Raw genomic sequence first — 17,901 nt, forward strand, 5'->3', positions numbered from 1 at the left:
GGCATCGGCCGGGGCGGTTGACCATCGGGGTCGCCGCCTCTAGCCTTTGCCGCAATGCACAAAAATCTCGACCTCCCGCCGCCGCCGCCGCTTGCCGAGCTGGTGGCCGGACGTCCCGTTGCCCTCTTCCTCGATTTCGACGGCACGCTTGTGGAGATCGCCGACACGCCCGGGGGGATCGCCGTTCCGGCCGACCTCGACGCACGGCTCCATCGACTGCGCGACCGGCTCGACGGCAGGCTCGCGATCGTCAGCGGGCGCTCGCTCGCCGACCTCGGCCAGTTTCTGGAGGTGCGCGACCTGATCATCGTGGGGTCGCACGGCGCCGAAATGGGCGAGGTCGCCGCGCCCGCGCCGCCGATATCGCCTGCGGGGCGCGCGCGCATCGACGACCTAGCGCACCGCTGGCCAGGAATTTTGGTCGAAACCAAGCCCCACGGCATTGCCGTGCATTACCGGCAGGAACCCGACGCCGCGCCAAGTGTGTTTGTCCTTATGGACGAACTGGCCGAGAGCGAGGGGCTTGCGCCGCGGCGCGGGAAGATGGTGGTCGAACTCGGACCACGCTGCACCCACAAGGGCACCGCAGTCGCCGCCCTGCTGGCGACGCCCGGCTTCGAGGGCGCAACGCCGTGGTTCATCGGCGACGATGTGACCGACGAGGACGGTTTTGCCGCGGTGCTGGACGGCCGCGGCCACGGCATTCTCGTTGGCCCGCAGCGCCCGACCGCGGCCGATTTCCGGCTCGATAATCCGACGGAGGTGCATCGATGGCTGAACCGCTGAGCTCGCTTTCGCTCTGGCCGATCGGCAATTGCCAGGTCAGCGCGCTGATCGACGACGCGGCGGGCTTGGTCTGGGGCTGCGTTCCGCGCGTCGACGGCGACCCGACCTTCTGCGCGCTGCTCGGCGGCGAGCGGCAGGACGAGGGCGTGTGGCGGCTTCGTCTGGCCGGACAGGTCAGCGCGACGTCGCAGTATCGCCGCAATACGCCGATGCTCGTCACCCGGTTGGAGGCCGAGGACGGCAGCGCGGTCGACGTCATCGACTTCTGCCCGCGCTACCAGCATTCGGGGCGCATGTACCGCCCGGTGGCTTTCATTCGCATCATCCGCCCGGTCGCGGGCAATCCGCGGCTCGAGATGCTGCTCACCCCGATGCACCATTATGGAACCGAAGCCGCGCGGACGACCCGCGGCACCAACCACAAGCGCTTCCTGATCGGCGACCACCAGCTTCGCCTGACCACCGACGCCCCTATCGGCTATATCGACGAGGGGCGGAGCTTCCGCGTCGAGCAGGACCTGCATTTCTTCCTCGGCCCCGACGAGCCTTTCACAGGCAATGTCGCCCATTCGATCCGCGCGATGGAAGAGGCCACCGAGCTTTACTGGCAAAGCTGGGTACGCGGTCTTGCGACGCCGATGGACTGGCAGGAAGCGGTGATCCGCGCCGCAATCACGCTCAAGCTCTGCCAGCATGAGGAAACCGGTGCGATTGTCGCCGCGCTGACGACCTCGATCCCCGAAGCGCCGCACAGCGAGCGCAACTGGGACTATCGCTACTGCTGGATTCGCGATGCCTATTACACGGTGCAGGCGCTCAACCGGCTCGGCGCGCTCGACGTGCTCGAAAAATATCTCGCCTATCTGCGCAACATTGTCGACCGCGCTGCGGGCGGCCACATCCAGCCGCTTTACTCGGTGATGGGTTTTGCCGAGCTGGAGGAAAGCGTCGCAGTGAACCTTGCGGGTTATCGCGGCATGGGGCCCGTCCGGATCGGCAACGCCGCCTGGACGCAAATCCAGCACGATGCTTATGGCCAGATCGTGCTGCCGACGGTGCAGGGCTTTTTCGACCAGCGCCTGTTCCGCATGGCCGACGAGCGCGATTTCGAGAGCCTCGAAAGCGTCGGCGAGGTCGCGTGGAAGATGCACGACCAGCCCGATGCCGGGCTGTGGGAGTTCCGCACGCGCCAACTCGTCCACACCTATTCGGCGGTGATGAGCTGGGCCGCGTGCGACCGCCTCGGCAATGTGGCCGCGCGCATCGGCCGACCCGAGCGCGCCTCCTTCTGGAAGGACCGCGCCGCCAAGATTCGCGCGCGGATCGAGGCCGAAGCATGGTCCGATGAAAAGCAGCATTTCGGCGCGGCCTTCGGCCACCACCACCTCGACGCCAGCCTGCTCCAGATGGTCGAGCTGCGCTTCATCAGTGCCGACGACCCGCGCTTCCAGTCGACCTTCGCGGCGATCGAAATGGCGCTACGCCGCGGCGAGCATATGCTGCGCTATGACAGCGAGGATGATTTCGGCCAGCCCGAAACCGCCTTCAACATCTGCACCTTCTGGCTGATAGAGGCACTGCATATGTGCGGGCGCAGCGACGAGGCGCGCGGACTGTTCGAAACGATGCTCGCGCACCGGACCGCCTCGGGCCTCTTGTCCGAGGATCTCGACTTCGAAAGCGGCGAGCTGTGGGGGAACTTTCCGCAGACTTATTCGCTGGTTGGCATTATCAACTGCGCGGGGCTGTTGTCGCGAAGCTGGGATACCGTCCGATGAGCCGCCTTATCGTCGTTTCGAACCGTGTGTCGGTCACCAAGGGCCGCGGCGCCGCCGGGGCGCAGGGCGGACTCGCGGTTGCGATGAACGGCGCATTGCGCGCGCGCGGCGGCATCTGGTTCGGTTGGTCGGGCAACGAGGTGGACCGCTTCACAGGCCAACTCACGATGCAGCGCGCCGACGGTTTCACCACCGCAACGATCGACCTCGAGCCGCACGATGTCGACGAATATTATAACGGCTACGCCAACCGCACGCTGTGGCCGCTCTTTCACTATCGCATCGATCTTGCCGAATATGAGAATGAGTTCGGCATGGGCTATGAACGCGTCAACGAACGCTTTGCCAACAGCCTCGTGCCGCTCGTCGAGGACGATGATGTCGTCTGGGTCCAGGACTATCACTTCCTGCCGCTCGCCGAACGGTTGCGCGCGCAGGGGCTGAAGAACCGGATCGGCCTCTTCCTCCATATCCCCTGGCCGCCCGCGCGACTTTTCGTGTCGCTGCCCTTTCACGAGCGGCTGGTGGCCGCGATGCTCCACTATGACGTGATCGGCTTTCAGTCGGTCGAATGGCTCGAAAGCTTCCTGCACTATTGCCGCAAGGAGCTGCATGCCGACGTCGACGAGGATGTCGGCATCGTGCGCCACGAGGGACGCACCACCGTCGCGCGTGCCTTTCCCATCGGCATCGACCACAAGGAATTCATGGAGCTTGGCGAGAGCGACGCGGCACGGCGCGCGCACGACCGCCTCGTGGGCAGCGCGCGCAACCGCACCGTCGTGATCGGCGTCGACCGGCTCGACTACAGCAAGGGGCTGCCCGAACGCATCGACGCGATGGAGCGATTGTTCAACCAGCATGACGACATGGTCAACAAGCTGCTCTATATCCAGATCGCCCCGCCCTCGCGCGAGGATGTTCGATCCTATCAGGAAATCCGCGCGACGCTCGAGCAAAAGACGGGGCAGTTCAACGGCGCCCATTCGGACGTCGATCTGGTCCCCATTCGCTATGTGAACCGCGGCTTCGGCCGCGCCGAACTGTTCGGCTTTTACCGCGCCGCCAAGATCGGCCTCGTCACCCCGATCCGCGACGGCATGAACCTTGTCGCCAAGGAATATGTTGCCGCGCAGGACCCTGCCGATCCCGGCGTGCTCATCCTCTCGCGCTTTGCGGGCGCTGCCGAACAGCTTACCGACGCGCTGCTCGTCAATCCGCTCAACCATGACGAGGTGACGCGCGCGATATGGACCGCGATGAACATGCCGCTCGCCGAGCGCAAGGAGCGGTGGGAGGCACTGAATGCCGTTGTGCGCGATTCCGATGTTATCGGCTGGGCGGCAGATTTCATCGAACAATTGTCCGGCAATTCCACCGAAGCGCTTGAACCTGCAATGCACTGAAATTTGCGTTGCAAATTGCGACGCTTAACCTAGCATCCTTCCCCACGGCCGGGTCGTGAACGAGCCGCAAGATCAAAGGGGAACAATCGATGTCTGAAAGCCTATTGGCACCCGGAGCGGTGCTCGCGTTGTGGACGCTCCTCATTCTCGGCTGGGTCGCGCTCACGCGCTTTTCCGCAATGGCCAAGGCAGGGATCGATCTGAAGGCCGCCCCTCCGGGTGGGCGCGGGGTCGATGTCGAAAAAATCCTGCCGCCGGCGGTCAACTGGAAATCGCACAATTACACGCATTTGTGCGAACAACCGACGATCTTCTACGCCGTCATCGTCTTCCTGCACCTCTCGGGCGGCGACACCGAGCTGACGCGCGGGCTTGCATGGGCCTATGTCGTTCTGCGCATCGTCCACAGCCTGTGGCAGACGACCGTGAACCGCATCCCGGTGCGCTTCGCAATTTTCTCGCTCGCCACATTCTGCCTGTTCGCGCTCGCCATATTGGCGGTCATCGCAACCCTCGGCTGAGGAGCAAGATCATGGATACGAACGCCATTCTCGGTCCAGTCGCGACGCTTGCGCTCTGGTCGATGGTGATGTGGGTATGGATGTATGCCACGCGCATTCCGGCAATGAGCCGCGCCAAGGTCGACGCGATAAACCTGGTCGGGACGACCGGACGAAGCCTCGACGAGCTTCTTCCGCCGCAGGTGCAGTGGAAGGCGCACAATTACAATCACCTGATGGAACAGCCGACGCTCTTTTACGCGGTGGCGATTGCCCTTGCCGTCGGTGGGATGGGCGGCGGGCTCAACGCCCAGCTTGCGTGGGCCTATGTCGCGCTGCGCATCGTCCACAGTCTGGTCCAGGTCACCGTGAACCGCGTGTTGTGGCGCTTCGGCATTTTCGTGTTTGCGAGCCTTTTCCTGCTCGCGCTGTGCATCCACGCCTTCATGGGCTTTGTGCTGAACTAGGCCCTCGAAAACCGCGCGGCCAGTTCCACATGGGTCGACCATCGGAACTGGCCGACGGGCTGCACCCAGTCGAGCGTATAGCCACCCGCGACAAGCTGCTTCGCGTCGCGGGCAAAGCTTGCGGGGTTGCAGCTCACATAGGCGATCGCCGGCACTGCCGATGACGCAAGCTGCGCAACCTGCTCCTCGGCGCCCGCGCGCGGCGGGTCGAGGATGACCGCGCCGAAGCGGTCGAGCTCGGCCGGAACCAGCGGACGGCGGAACAGGTCGCGATGCTCGGTGGCGACGAGCGCGCGCGCCCGGTTCGCCGCGCCCGTCAGCGCCGCAATCGCGTCGCGCGCTCCCTCGGCGGCATAGACTTTGCGCCCCTGCTTCACCGACAGGGCAAAAGTCCCGACCCCGGCGAACAGGTCGGCCACGGCGGGCGCATCGCCGATCGCGCGCTGCACCGCCTCGACGAGCGCCGCCTGCCCCGCGGCCGTCGCCTGCAGGAAAGCAAAGGGCGGCACTTCGACCGCAATTTCGCCGAAGCGCACCGTCGGCGGCTCGGGCTGCCACAGCGTTTCGAGCCCGTCGCCCTGGTCGATCGCGAGCCGCGCGAGCGTATGCGCGCCCGCGAAATCCTGCAACGCCATCGCCGCATCGAGCCCCTCGGCGCGCACGCCCTCGAGCACGACCTCGGCGCCCTGATCGAGCATCTGCAGCTTGACTTTCGCGGGCCGCCGCTGCGGCGCGATCGCGCCGAGCAATCCGCGGATCGGCGCGACGAGCGCGAACAATTCGGGGAGCAGCAGCGGGCATTGCCGCATATCGACGATCTGGTTGCTCTGCGCCGCGTTGAAGCCGACGGCAACATGCTTGCCCGCCCTGAGCGCAGTGAGCGCCGCGCGGCGGCGGCTCGCCGGCGGCGAAACAATTGCCGGAAGGATGTCGGTCGCCGCCACCTGCTGCCCCGCAAGCGCGCCTGCGACGCGGTCGCGCACGAAATCTGCGAGCGCAGCTTCAGCGACATGCTGGAGCTGGCACCCCCCGCATTTTCCGAAATGGCTGCACACGGGCTCGGAGCGGTTCGGACCGGCGATCAGCGTGCCGTCGGCGGCGATCCGGTCGCCGGGGACCGCTCCCGCGACATGGCGCCCGTCGGCGGTCACGCCGTCGCCGCGCGCGGCAATGCGCTCGATCAACGCGGTGTCGGTCATGCTATTTCCCAATCAGATCGTCGGCGACAAGGCCGGGGCCTATACGCGCGGCGCGGTCGATATGCCAGCCCACCGCCGCGACCGCCGCTTCGAAGGCATCGCCGCCGCGCGCGAGCATCGCGCCGCACGCGCCGGCGAGCACGTCGCCCGTCCCCGCGCTCGCGAGCCAGGGGCACCCCGGCCAGGCGGCCACCACCCGCCCGTCGGGCGCCGCAATCACTGTGTCGGCGCCCTTGTGGACGACGACCGCCCGCGACTGGCGTGCAGCCGCCAATGTCCGGTCGATCTTGCTGCCACCTGCGTCCGGAAAGCCGCGCGCAAATTCGCCTTCGTGCGGCGTCAGGATCGCGCGCCGCTCGCCCGATGCCAGCGCCGTCAGCCCCGCCGCAATCGCCGCGGCGTCGAGCACCAGTGGCTTGCCCGAACCCAGCGCGACATCAAGCGAGCGCGTCAGACCCTCGCCCGCCGGAAATCCCGGCCCGACGACAATCGCCCCGAGGCGCGGGTCCGCGGCGCGTTCGGCTAAAGCATCGCCGTCGTCGCAAATCACCGCCGACAAGGGCGCCCGCCCGGCGCCGTCGAGGACGACATAACCCGCCCCCGCGCGGAGCGCAGCTCCCGCAGCAAGCTCCGCAGCGCCCGCCATCGGACCCGCGACGACGAGCACCATTCCACGGCTGTATTTGTGCGCCGCCGGATCGCCCGTGGGCAGCGGCGGCGGCGGCAAGGTCCGCATCGTCCGCGCCGCGTCGATCCCGATGCTCGCGAGCAATGTGCGGCCGCACGCCGGTGCGGTCGGGAGCAGCAGATGCGCGGGCTTGAGCGCCCCGAGCGCGACGGTGACATGCGCGGGCAGCGGCGGCATCCACGCCTCGCCGCCGTCGCTCTCGATCCCGCTCGGCAAATCGACCGCGACGACGCGCCGTCCGGCAAAGCGCCCGAGCAGCCCCGCCAGATCGTCTGACAGACGCCGCGACAGCCCCGCGCCGAACAGCGCATCGACGATGACCGGCGCCGGCGCCGTGCGCTCATCGAACGCCTCGACCTCGCCCGTCCACGCGGCGCGCGCCGCTTTCGCAAGGTCGGTTTTCGGCTCGCCGAGCGCCGCGACGCGCACCTCTGCCCCGCGTACCCGCAGCAAGCGCGCCGCGACATAGCCGTCGCCGCCATTGTTGCCGGGTCCGCACAGGATAAGGATCGGCGCCCCCGCCGCCATGCGCCACACGGTATCGGCCACTGCCGCGCCCGCGCGCTCCATCAATTCGGCGAGCGATACGCCCGCCGCAGCGCACGCCGCTTCCGCCTCGCGCATCGCGGCGGCGGTCAGAATGGGGGCATCGGCGGGAACGGTCATCGCCCTTCCCTATCACATCGCGGCGAAAATCGCCTCAGTTGCCGCCGGTGTTGGCGGGAAGGCGATAGCGATCGCCCCCGACGCCGACCTCGATCAGCCCGTCGCCGACGATGGTCACGCGCGCGGCTTCCGCCCCGTCGGCCGTTTCGACACCGCGCCCGTCGCCGGTGATGCGCAGCCGGCGGTATCCTGCGTCGGTCCGCCCGACCACGAGCACCGTGCCGCTGGCACCGGCGATCTCCTGCAAGGTGCAATCGCGCGCGAACCGCGCCGCGCCTTCGAGCGCGCAGTCGATACGGCCGTCCGCAAGCGCGGCGCTGTCGCCGCGCGCCTCGGCCTCGGCCAGCGTGTGGTTGTCGGGGGCGCTGTCGCAGCCTGAAAACAGCAGGACAAGCAGCGCGGCGCCCGCCCGCGTCACCGCGCGGCTTTCAGCTGCGACAGGTCGCGCACCGCGCCGCGCGCCGCGCTCGTCGTCATCGCGGCATAGGCCTCAAGCGCGACCGACACCTTGCGCGGACGCGGCTTTGCGGGCTGCCACGCGGCATCGCCCTTCGCCTCCATCGCCGCGCGCCGCGCCGCGAGTTCGCTGTCGGCGACCGCGAGCATGATCGTGCGCGCCGGAATGTCTATCTCGATGAGGTCGCCGTCCTCGACAAGGCCGATCGTGCCGCCCTCGGCCGCCTCGGGCGAGACATGGCCGATCGACAGGCCCGACGTGCCGCCCGAAAAGCGCCCGTCGGTGATCAGCGCGCAGGCGGCGCCCAGCCCCTTCGATTTGAGGTAGCTTGTCGGATAGAGCATTTCCTGCATACCGGGGCCGCCCTTCGGCCCTTCGTAGCGGATCACGACAACGTCGCCCTCGACCACCTGCCCGGTCAGAATCCCCGCGACGGCCGCATCCTGGCTTTCGAACACCTTGGCGGGACCGGAAAATTTCAGGATCTTCTCGTCGACCCCCGCGGTCTTCACGATACAGCCGTCGCGCGCGATATTGCCCGACAGCACCGCGAGCCCGCCGTCCTTGCTGAAGGCATGGTCGGCCGAGCGGATCACCCCGCCCTCGCGGTCGAGGTCGAGCGCATCCCAGCGCCGATCCTGGCTGAACGCCGTCTGCGTCGGGACGCCGCCGGGCGCGGCCATGAAGAATTTCTGCACGTCGGGATCGTTGGTGCGCGAAATATCCCATTTGTTGAGCGCGTCGCCCAGCGTCGCGCTATGCACCGTCGGCACATGCGCGTGGAGCAGCCCGGCGCGCTCGAGCTGGCCGAGGATCGCCATGATCCCGCCCGCGCGATGGACATCCTCCATATGCACGTCGCTCTTGGCCGGCGCGACCTTTGACAGGCAGGGAACGCGGCGCGACAGCCGGTCGATATCCTCCATCGTGAAATCGACGCCCGCTTCATATGCGGCGGCGAGCAGGTGGAGCACCGTGTTCGTCGACCCGCCCATCGCGATGTCGAGGCTCATCGCATTTTCGAACGCCTCGAAACTCGCGATGTTGCGCGGCAGGACGCTCGCGTCGTCCTCCTCATAATGGCGGCGGCACATTTCGACGACGATCCGCCCGGCGCGCAGGAACAGCGCCTTGCGGTCGGCGTGCGTCGCAAGCGTCGATCCATTGCCCGGCAGCGACAGCCCCAGCGCTTCGGTCAGGCAGTTCATCGAATTGGCGGTGAACATCCCCGAACAGCTACCGCACGTCGGGCACGCCGCCTGTTCGATCGCGGTGACTTCCTCGTCGCTATAATGTTCGTCGGCGGCGGCAACCATCGCGTCGACCAGGTCGAGCGCGACCTCCTTGCCTTTCAGCACGACCTTGCCCGCCTCCATCGGCCCGCCCGACACGAACACGACCGGGATATTGATGCGCAGCGCCGCCATCAGCATGCCGGGGGTGATCTTGTCGCAATTGGAAATGCACACCATCGCGTCGGCGCAATGCGCGTTGACCATATATTCGACGCTGTCGGCGATGAGGTCGCGGCTGGGCAGCGAATAGAGCATCCCGTCGTGCCCCATCGCGATGCCGTCGTCGACCGCTATCGTGTTGAATTCCTTGGCGACCCCGCCCGCCGCCTCGATCTCGCGCGCGACGAGCTGGCCAAGGTCCTTCAGATGGACGTGGCCGGGGACGAACTGGGTAAAGCTGTTGACGACCGCGATGATCGGCTTGCCGAAATCATCGTCCTTCATCCCCGTCGCGCGCCAAAGGCCGCGCGCGCCCGCCATGTTGCGGCCGTGGGTCGTGGTACGCGAACGATAAGAAGGCATTTTTGTCAATCCTGATAATAATATTTCAATCTAGGCAGTGCCTGCGCCTCTACACGTCTATGCCGCGAGTTTCAACATCGCTGCATCGCACAATCGCGCGATCCGCCCCGCCCATGCCGCTTGATCGGCGGGCGCCCCGACCAGATCCTGCCGCATCTCGATCCCGACATAGGCGATGCCATTCGCCTCGGCATGGCGGTCCATCGTCGCGTTGAGCAGCTTGCCCGAATAGGGGAGCTGGTCGCCGACGTTCAGCCCCTCGGCCGCAAAATATTCGAGCGCGATCCGCGCCAGGCGCTCGTCATGATTATAGAGGATTCCCACCTCCCACGGCCGCGCCAGTCCGGGGTCGCTCGCAAGGCGCGGGGTAAAGCTGTGCAGCGACAGGATGAAGGCGGGGCGCGCCGCGGCGATCACCTCGGCGATATGCGCATGATAGGGTCGAAAGAAGCGGTCGAGCCGCGCCTCGCGCGCTTCGTGGCTCAGCGCATTGCCGGGGATCGCGTGACCGTCGCTCGCCACCGGCACCGCGCCGGGCGCATGCTCGTCGCGGTTGCAGTCGACGACGAGCCGCGACACCCCGCCGAGGATCGCGGCATCGACCGCGCCGCGCGCGACGAGCAGCGCCGCGACCTCGGCAACGCCGATGTCGACCGCGATATGCTCGCCAAGCAGCGCGGGGTCGATCCCCAGCTCGATGTCGGACGGCACATGGTTCGACGCATGGTCTCCGATCAGCAGCACCCCGCCCGCTTTCGCCGCGCCGAGATCGACCCACGCCTCGCTCATCGCAGCGCGCCCGTCATCTGCCACCAGTGCGGGTGGCTCGCGGCGAGCGTGGCCGCCGCCGCGTCGCGCTCGGCCGCAGCGTCGAACAGCGCGAAACAGGTCGCGCCCGACCCCGACATGCGCGCGAGCCACGGCTTCAGCGCCCCCAGTTCGGTGAGTATGTCGATCACCGCCGGACATTGCGCGACCGCCGCGCGTTGCAGATCGTTGCGCGCGGCGAACAGCTGCGCGCGCACTTCGGCACCGACCAACAGCGGCCCGCGGTCGAACCCGTCCCACGCAGCGAACACCGGCCCGGTCGCGACCGGCGCGCGCGGATTGACGAGCAGCACGGGCGTGCCGGTCAGGCGAAGTTCGGGCGCCGCCTGCACGCGCTCGCCGAACCCTGTGCCCAGGCACGTCCGGCTCGCGACGCAGGCCGCGACGTCGGCGCCGAGCGGCGCGACGTCGCGCATCAGTTCGGTCTCTCCGACCTCGGGAAGGAAATGTTGCCGGACGAGCCGCGCGGTCGCCGCAGCGTCGGCCGATCCGCCGCCGATCCCCGCTGCAACCGGAAGCGCCTTGGTCAGGCGAAGCGCCAGAGGCGGCACGCGGTCGCCTCCGTGCATCCGCCGCAACAATGCCACCGCACGCAGCACCAGATTGTCGGCGCCTGCGTCCAGCCCTTCGGCGAATTCGCCGTCGATGCTGAGCCTATCGGCGTCCGCAACCTCCGCCTCGATCGCGTCGCCGCCGTCGACGAAGGCAAACAGCGTCTCGATCTCGTGATAACCGTCGTCCCGCCGCGCGCGGACATGCAGCGCGAGGTTGATCTTGGCCCACCCCGTCTCGCGCATCGCGCCGCTCATGGCGCGATGGTCGCGGGAGTCAGCCCGTCGCGCAGCTTCGCCTCGATCCGCGTCGCCGCATCGGCGTCGGCGAGCAGCGCGGCGGCGCGCCACACATAGCGCGCCTGGAATTTGCGTCCCGCCTCCCAATAGGCGTCGCCCAGATGCTCGACGATCACCGCATTGGTCGGCTCGCCCAACTGCGCCCGTTCGAGGAGCGGCACCGCTTCGTCGACGCGCCCGGTGAGGAAATAGGCCCAGCCCAGCGAGTCGGTGATCGCCGCATTGGTCGGCTGCTGCTCCCACGCCATCTTGATGCGCGCGAGCGATTGCTCGACATTCTGACGGCGTTCGAGCGCCGAATAGCCCACATAGTTCAGTATCTGCGCGTCCGACGGCCGCAAGGCGACGGCGCGTTCGAGGAGCGGTGCGGCGCCTTCCCAATCGTCGGCTTCGAGCAGAAGTTCGGCGCGCGCCACCAGCAAGGTCGCGCGCAGCGCCATATCGTCATCGCCATCGCCCAGCGTCGCTTCGATTCCCGCATAGGCGCGGGCGGCCGCGTCGGCGTCTTTGGCGCGCCGCGCAAGGTCGGCGAAGCGGACATAGAGGCTGCGCGCACGCGGCGATTGCGCCGCCGCTTCTTCGGCAATGGGCAGCGCCGCGGCAAAATCGCCCGCTTCGGCAAGCAGTTCGGCGCGCCGCATCGCGAGCACGCGCGGCGTTGTTCCGCCACGCGGCGCGGCAGTGAGCGCGAGCGCGTCGGACGCCTGTTCGTTCGCCGCCAGCGCTTCGACCAGTGTCGTGCGCACCAGCCAGTCGCCATCGTTCAGCCAAAAGGCGGCGCGCGCGAACATCAGCGGAACCTTGGGATTGGCATTCGGCGTGCGCGCCAGTCCGTCGGCGAGCAGGGCGAGCCAGAGCGCGGCACCTGCGCGCGGTGTCGCGACCGATTGGTCGGGTAGCAGCAGCAGCGGGTCTTCGCGCGCGCCCGCGGCCAGCGCAATCCGCTTTCGCAGCCGCTCGGCGGCGTCGGCCTGCCCCGATTGATCGAGGGTGGCTGCAACGCGCAGCGCGACGACCTGGCTCGTGCGATCGGTCAGGACAATCGCGTCGATCAGCCGCAACGCCTCGGCCGTATCGCGCACGGCGAGCCGGACGAGCGCCGCCTCGAGCGCAAGCGCGGGTTCGGTACGCGCCGGTCCGCTGGCCGCAAGCAGATGGCGGTGCGGCATTTTTTGGCGCGCGCCAACGTCGATCCATGCGTTGAAGCTGGGTTCGATCAATTGCGCGATCACATCGCCGCCCGATTTGTCGGACCGTCCGCGCAAATAACCGCGCGCGGCGGCCCAATCCGACCGGCGCATCGCATCGACCAGCAGTACGAGCTGCGCGTCGAAACGGCGCTCGCCCTCATTCCAGAGCTGCGACGCGGCATTGCGCGCGGCCGCCAGATCGCCCGCCTCGATCGCCTGTTCCAGCATCCGGCGGCGCACACCGGGTAGCTCCGGGGCGTGGGATGCCAGCGCCGACAGCGCCGACAGCGCTTCCGCAGGCTCGCTGTTTTCTTCCGCGATTCGCGCGCGGACCAGCGCATTGAGCGCAGCGTTGCTGTCGTCGGCCGCCGACGCCGCGCTCGGCGCCGCAACGATCATGGCCAGTGCGGCGGCCGGGACGAATTTACATATTCGGATAATTGGGGCCTCCGCCGCCTTCGGGAGTGACCCAGTTGATATTCTGGGTCGGGTCCTTGATGTCGCACGTCTTGCAGTGGACGCAATTCTGCGCGTTGATGACGAATTTGGGATCGCCCTCTTCCTCGCAGACGATCTCATACACACCCGCGGGGCAATAGCGCTGCGCGGGCTCGTCATAGAGCGGCAGATTATATTCGACCGGGATCGAGGGGTCCTTGAGTTGCAGGTGGACCGGCTGGTCTTCCTCATGATTGGTGTTCGACAGAAATACCGAGGACAGCCGGTCAAAGGTCAGAACGCCGTCGGGTTTCGGATAATCGGGTTTGGGCATCATGTCGGCACGATAGAGCGTGGTGTTGTCGGGATGATGCTTCATCGTGAACGGCACGCGGATACCGAAATTTTCCAGCCACATCGTAATTCCCGCGAGCATCGTTCCCGCAAGATCGCCCCATTTTTCGACGAGCGGCAGGACATTGCGGACGACGCTCAGCTCCTTCTTGACCCAGCTGTCGTCATACGCCGCCTGATAGGCGTCGAGCGTGTCGCTGCTGCGCCCCGCGCTCACCGCCGCAAATGCCGCTTCGGCCGCCATCATGCCCGACTTCATCGCGGTGTGCGTGCCCTTGATGCGCGGAACGTTCAGGAATCCGGCGCTGTCGCCAATCAGCGCGCCGCCCGGAAAAGCCAGCTTCGGCACCGACTGGTAGCCGCCGTCGCTGATCGCGCGCGCGCCATAGGAGACGCGCTTGCCGCCCTTCAATATCTTCGCAATCTCGGGGTGCGTCTTCCACTTCTGCATTTCCTGGAAGGGCGAGGTGTGCGGATTGCGATAGTTGAGCCAAGTCACGAAACCGAGGGCGACCTGTCCGTTCGCCTGGTGATACAGGAACCCGCCGCCGTTCGAATTTTCGTCGAGCGGCCAGCCCTGCGTGTGGATGACGCGGCCCGGCGCATGATTCTCCGGGGCGATGTCCCAGAGTTCCTTGACGCCAAGGCCATAGACCTGCGGCTCGCAATCGGCGTCGAGGCCGAATTGCGGCTTGAGCATCTTGGTCAGATGCCCGCGCACGCCTTCGCCGAAGAAGGTATATCTGGCATGGAGTTCCAGCCCCGGCGCATAGTCGGGCTTGCGGCTGCCGTCGCGCGCGATGCCCATGTCGCCCGTCGCAACGCCCTTCACCGAACCATCGTCGTTATAGAGGATTTCGGCCGCCGCGAATCCGGGAAAAATCTCGACGCCCAACCCTTCGGCCTGTTCGGCGAGCCAGCGGCAGAGATTGCCGAGGCTTCCGGTGTAGGTGCCTTCATTGTGCATGAAGCCCGGCGAGATGAAATCGGGCAGGCCATATTTCTTGGTCTTGGTGAGCACCCAATGCTGGTTGTCGTTCACCGGTACCTCGGCGAGCGGGCAACCGGACTCGCGCCAATCGGGGAGCAGTTCGTCGAGCGATTTGGGGTCGATCACCGCGCCCGACAAAATATGCGCGCCCACTTCGGACCCTTTTTCGAGGATGCAAACCGACAGTTCGCGTGCCGCCTCGTTCGCCAGTTGTTTGAGGCGGATCGCCGCCGAAAGTCCCGCCGGACCCGCGCCGACGATGACCACGTCATAGGGCATCGATTCCCGTTCGCTCACCGCAAATACCTTTCTGCCGTCCCTGCACCGCTCATTCGTCGTAAGCGGCACTCATTTTGTCACGTATTGCGATGCCCGCCAATTGACGCGTCCGTCAACAGCCTGTTTGAATCAATTCATGGGTGGGCGAAACCTTTTGCGCGCGGCGGAAAGCTATCACGACTGGTGGTCGCTCGCCGGTCTGGACGCGCTCGTCGGCGAAACGCCGGCGGGCTGGCTCGATGCCGTCCCCCTTCCCGCGAACGATTCGGCGCGCAAGCAAACCCGCGAACCGGCGGCCGAGGCCGCGCCGCCGCCGCTTCCCGCCGCGCTGCAACGCCAGGCCGAAGCTGCGCCTGCCAAGCCCGCTGGTCCGGTCGACATTCCCGCCGAGTGGGAGGCCTTCTCGCGCTGGCTTGCCGAGCATCCCGATGTACCGGGCAGCCAATGGGACGCGCGCCGCGTGCTCCCCCAGGGCGAAGCGGGCGCCGCGCTGATGGTTCTCACCGCCTGGCCCGAAGTCGACGACCAGCGCGACGGGACGCTCTTTGCGGGCGCAGCCGGCGGCCTGCTCGATGCGATGTTGCGGGCGATCGGCATGGCCCGCGCCGATTGCTATCTCGCCAGCCTCGCCGTCACCCGTCCTCCGGGCGGCCGATGCGACACCGGCGTCATGCCCGACCTCGACCGGTTGCTGTGGCACCATTTGCGCCTCGCCCGACCGCAGCGGCTGTTGCTCGTGGGGACAGAGGTCACGCGGATGGCGGCAAAGCTGGAGCTTGCCGATACGCGCGGAAAGTTACTCGAAATTAACCAAGATGGCGGAAGAGTGGAAGCAGTGGCGGTCGCCCACCCCGCCCTGCTCCTCGCGCGGCCCGTTCAGAAGGCCGCGGCATGGGACAGCCTGAAACTGTTCAACCAGGGACGTTGACCGATGATGAAACGGACCAGCCTTTTCCTTTCCTGCGCAATCCTTGCCGCAGCAAACGCCGCGCCCGCGCGGGCGGTCGACGCGGGCGAACGCGATCTTGTCATCGCGCCGCAAACCGTGCCCGAAATCTTGTCGGCAAAGCAGAAACAGCATTATCGCGATGTCGTCGCGGCCATTCGCGGCCAGCGCTGGGTCGATGCCAAGGCGCTGCTTGCCGAGGACAAGGGCCCGCTCGACAATTTCCTGCGCGCCGAACTGCTCGTCGCGGCGAACAGCCCGCGCGCCGAGGTCGCCGACATCATGCCGATCCTGTCGCGCGCGCCCGACCTGCCGCAGGCGGCGCAGCTCGGCCGCCTCGCTGCAAAGCGCGGCGCGACCGACATACCGTCGTTGCCGCCGCAAATGCGGCTGAGCTGGGCGGGAAGCGCACCGCGCCGCATCGGCGCCGAAAGCGTCTATGACCCCTTCGCCGCGGGCCTTGCGAGCAGCATCCCGGAACGTATCAAGAATGACGATCCGGCCGGCGCCGAAGCATTGCTCAACGCGGTCATCGACAAATTGTCGCCCGAATCGCGCGCCGAATGGACGCAAAAGGTCGCCTGGTCCTATTATATCGAGAATGACGACGCCAACGCGCTGCGTCTTGCGACCGATTGCGTCGGCAACGGCGGCGCCTGGGCGGCTCATGGCGCATGGGTCCAGGGACTCGCATCGTGGCGGCTCGGCGATTATCGCACCGCACTGACCGCCTTCGACCGCGTCGCGCGCGATGCGCCCGACAGCGAACTGCGCGCCGCCGCCCATTTCTGGGCGAGCCGCGCGGCGATGGCGGCGGGACAGCCCGCGCTCGTCCAGCCGCGCCTGCGCGCCGCGGCGGCGAATGAGGAAACGCTTTACGGTCTCCTCGCCGCCGAAACGCTCGGCCAGCCGGTGCAGCACCAGCAACAGAATGTGCGCCCCGACCGCCGCGCGTGGCGCGCGCTCGACGACCTTCCGAACATCCGCATCGCCATCGCGCTCGCTGAAATCGGCGAGGACAAATATGCCGACGAGACGCTGCGCCACCAGGCGCGCATCGGGCGCGCCGAGCATCACGAACAGATACTCGGTATCGCCGGTGCGCTGAACCTCCCCGAAACCCAGCTCTATCTCGCGCACAACACACCGCAGGGACGCAAGCTCGCCGCCGCTGCACGCTATCCGCAGCCCAATTGGGAACCGGCCGGCGGCTGGCGGGTCGACCCCGCACTCGTATTCGCCCATACGCTTCAGGAATCGAGCTTCCGCCGCGCGGCGGTCAGCTCGGCCGGAGCGACCGGGCTGATGCAGGTGCGTCCCGGCACCGCACGCGACATCGTGCGCTGGGAAGGCGCGGTCGCCGCGCTCGGCGATCTCAAGACGCCCGCGGTCAATATGGAACTCGGTCAGCGCTATTTGCAATATCTCAGCCGCGAACCGGCGACCGGAGGTCTGCTGCCAAAGGTCATCGCCGCGTACAACGCCGGCCCCGCGCCCGTCGCGCGCTGGCAGAGCGAGATTCGCGACAATGGCGACCCGCTGCTCTACATCGAATCGATCCCCTATTGGGAAACGCGCGGCTATGTCGGCATCGTGCTGCGCAATTACTGGATGTACGAGGCGCAGCAGGGCAAGCCCTCGGACAGCCGCGCCGCGCTCGCGCAGGGCAAATGGCCGCGCTTTCCCGATGGCAAGGATCGCACGCGGCTGAGCTGGGCGGGCGGCAGCAATGCCGATTGACGACAGCCGGCCGTTCAAGCCGGTCCGCATCGCGCTTCTCACCATCTCGGACAGCCGCAGCGCAGCCGACGACCGCTCGGGCGACACGCTCGAACAATTGCTGGCCGAGGCGGGGCACATTCTTGCCGCGCGCGCGATCATCAAGGACGAGGCCGACCTGATCGTATCGCGCCTCCACAATTGGATCGACGATCCAGAGGTCGACGTCGTCATCACCACCGGCGGCACCGGCCTGACCGGCCGCGACGTCACGCCCGAGGCGCTGCACCGCCTCGACGGCAAGGACATACCGGGCTTTGGCGAGTTGTTCCGCTGGCTCAGCTATCAGAAGATCGGTACCTCGACGATCCAGTCGCGCGCCTGCGCGATCGTCGCGCGCGGCACCTATATCTTCGCGCTCCCCGGATCGACCGGCGCCGTCAAGGACGCGTGGGAGGGCATATTGGCGACCCAGCTCGACAGCCGCTACCGCCCGTGCAATTTCGTCGAACTGATGCCGCGCCTGACCGAATAGTCGCGC

Annotated in this window: 16 protein-coding genes; 8 read left to right on the forward strand and 8 right to left on the reverse strand. The window is 67.2% G+C overall.

Annotated elements, in window-relative coordinates; translation table 11 throughout:
* Window positions 1–54: 54 nt before the first annotated feature.
* From otsB to JI743_RS02585, 5 genes are all read left to right on the forward strand, one after another.
* Window positions 55–786 carry a trehalose-phosphatase gene (gene otsB / locus JI743_RS02565; protein WP_201925634.1) on the forward strand — a complete coding sequence of 244 codons (732 nt, stop codon included), beginning with the start codon at window positions 55–57 and terminating at the stop codon, window positions 784–786.
* On the forward strand, window positions 771–2,564 hold the full coding sequence (locus tag JI743_RS02570) for a glycoside hydrolase family 15 protein (RefSeq protein WP_201925636.1): 1,794 nt from the start codon (window positions 771–773) through the stop codon (window positions 2,562–2,564). Before otsB ends, JI743_RS02570 begins: the two co-directional genes overlap by 16 nt.
* Window positions 2,561–3,970 (forward strand): alpha,alpha-trehalose-phosphate synthase (UDP-forming), encoded by a 1,410-nt coding sequence (locus JI743_RS02575; RefSeq protein WP_201925637.1) that lies wholly within the window; start codon window positions 2,561–2,563, stop codon window positions 3,968–3,970. Before JI743_RS02570 ends, JI743_RS02575 begins: the two co-directional genes overlap by 4 nt.
* Before the next feature lie 89 nt (window positions 3,971–4,059).
* Window positions 4,060–4,491 (forward strand): MAPEG family protein, encoded by a 432-nt coding sequence (locus tag JI743_RS02580; RefSeq protein ID WP_201925639.1) that lies wholly within the window; start codon window positions 4,060–4,062, stop codon window positions 4,489–4,491.
* 11 nt (window positions 4,492–4,502) lie between these two features.
* On the forward strand, window positions 4,503–4,937 hold the full coding sequence (locus JI743_RS02585; RefSeq protein ID WP_201925641.1) for an MAPEG family protein: 435 nt from the start codon (window positions 4,503–4,505) through the stop codon (window positions 4,935–4,937).
* On the opposite strand, the gene JI743_RS02590 is transcribed toward JI743_RS02585, so the two are convergent.
* The 8 genes from JI743_RS02590 to JI743_RS02625 are packed head-to-tail and all read right to left on the reverse strand — an operon-like array spanning window position 4,934 to window position 14,713.
* The gene (locus JI743_RS02590) at window positions 4,934–6,136 is read right to left on the reverse strand and encodes a class I SAM-dependent RNA methyltransferase (RefSeq protein WP_201925642.1); all 1,203 of its coding nucleotides are present in this window, start codon (window positions 6,134–6,136) and stop codon (window positions 4,934–4,936) included. The two genes, JI743_RS02585 and JI743_RS02590, sit on opposite strands and share 4 nt — an antisense overlap.
* Before the next feature lies 1 nt (window position 6,137).
* The gene (locus JI743_RS02595) at window positions 6,138–7,490 is read right to left on the reverse strand and encodes an NAD(P)H-hydrate dehydratase (protein WP_201925645.1); all 1,353 of its coding nucleotides are present in this window, start codon (window positions 7,488–7,490) and stop codon (window positions 6,138–6,140) included.
* Window positions 7,491–7,524: 34 nt separating this feature from the next.
* A complete protein-coding gene (locus tag JI743_RS02600) occupies window positions 7,525–7,908 on the reverse strand; it encodes a hypothetical protein (protein ID WP_201925647.1) in 384 nt (127 codons plus the stop codon).
* Window positions 7,905–9,764 (reverse strand): dihydroxy-acid dehydratase, encoded by a 1,860-nt coding sequence (ilvD, locus tag JI743_RS02605; protein ID WP_201925649.1) that lies wholly within the window; start codon window positions 9,762–9,764, stop codon window positions 7,905–7,907. The genes JI743_RS02600 and ilvD overlap by 4 nt, the downstream gene beginning before the upstream one ends.
* A gap of 57 nt (window positions 9,765–9,821) precedes the next feature.
* Window positions 9,822–10,553, reverse strand: a complete 732-nt coding sequence (locus tag JI743_RS02610; RefSeq protein WP_201925651.1) for an N-formylglutamate amidohydrolase — start codon at window positions 10,551–10,553, stop codon at window positions 9,822–9,824.
* Window positions 10,550–11,401: a 4-(cytidine 5'-diphospho)-2-C-methyl-D-erythritol kinase gene (locus JI743_RS02615; RefSeq protein ID WP_201925653.1), complete on the reverse strand. Its 852-nt coding sequence runs from the start codon at window positions 11,399–11,401 to the stop codon at window positions 10,550–10,552. The genes JI743_RS02610 and JI743_RS02615 overlap by 4 nt, the downstream gene beginning before the upstream one ends.
* The gene (locus JI743_RS02620; RefSeq protein WP_236659663.1) at window positions 11,398–13,032 is read right to left on the reverse strand and encodes a tetratricopeptide repeat protein; all 1,635 of its coding nucleotides are present in this window, start codon (window positions 13,030–13,032) and stop codon (window positions 11,398–11,400) included. Before JI743_RS02620 ends, JI743_RS02615 begins: the two co-directional genes overlap by 4 nt.
* A gap of 25 nt (window positions 13,033–13,057) precedes the next feature.
* Window positions 13,058–14,713, reverse strand: a complete 1,656-nt coding sequence (locus JI743_RS02625; RefSeq protein WP_201925654.1) for an electron transfer flavoprotein-ubiquinone oxidoreductase — start codon at window positions 14,711–14,713, stop codon at window positions 13,058–13,060.
* Between the two features lie 118 nt (window positions 14,714–14,831).
* Between JI743_RS02625 and JI743_RS02630 the strand changes: the two genes are divergently transcribed.
* From JI743_RS02630 to moaB, 3 genes are read left to right on the forward strand one after another with little or no spacing between them, the layout of a single operon-like run.
* On the forward strand, window positions 14,832–15,623 hold the full coding sequence (locus JI743_RS02630) for a uracil-DNA glycosylase family protein (protein ID WP_201925656.1): 792 nt from the start codon (window positions 14,832–14,834) through the stop codon (window positions 15,621–15,623).
* Window positions 15,624–15,629: 6 nt separating this feature from the next.
* Window positions 15,630–17,381 (forward strand): lytic transglycosylase domain-containing protein, encoded by a 1,752-nt coding sequence (locus JI743_RS02635; protein ID WP_438870676.1) that lies wholly within the window; start codon window positions 15,630–15,632, stop codon window positions 17,379–17,381.
* The gene (gene moaB / locus JI743_RS02640) at window positions 17,371–17,895 is read left to right on the forward strand and encodes a molybdenum cofactor biosynthesis protein B (RefSeq protein WP_201925660.1); all 525 of its coding nucleotides are present in this window, start codon (window positions 17,371–17,373) and stop codon (window positions 17,893–17,895) included. Before JI743_RS02635 ends, moaB begins: the two co-directional genes overlap by 11 nt.
* The last annotated feature ends 6 nt before the right edge of the window (window positions 17,896–17,901 follow it).

It is taken from the genome of Sphingopyxis jiangsuensis (genome assembly GCF_016734905.1).
Taxonomy (GTDB): domain Bacteria; phylum Pseudomonadota; class Alphaproteobacteria; order Sphingomonadales; family Sphingomonadaceae; genus Sphingopyxis; species Sphingopyxis jiangsuensis.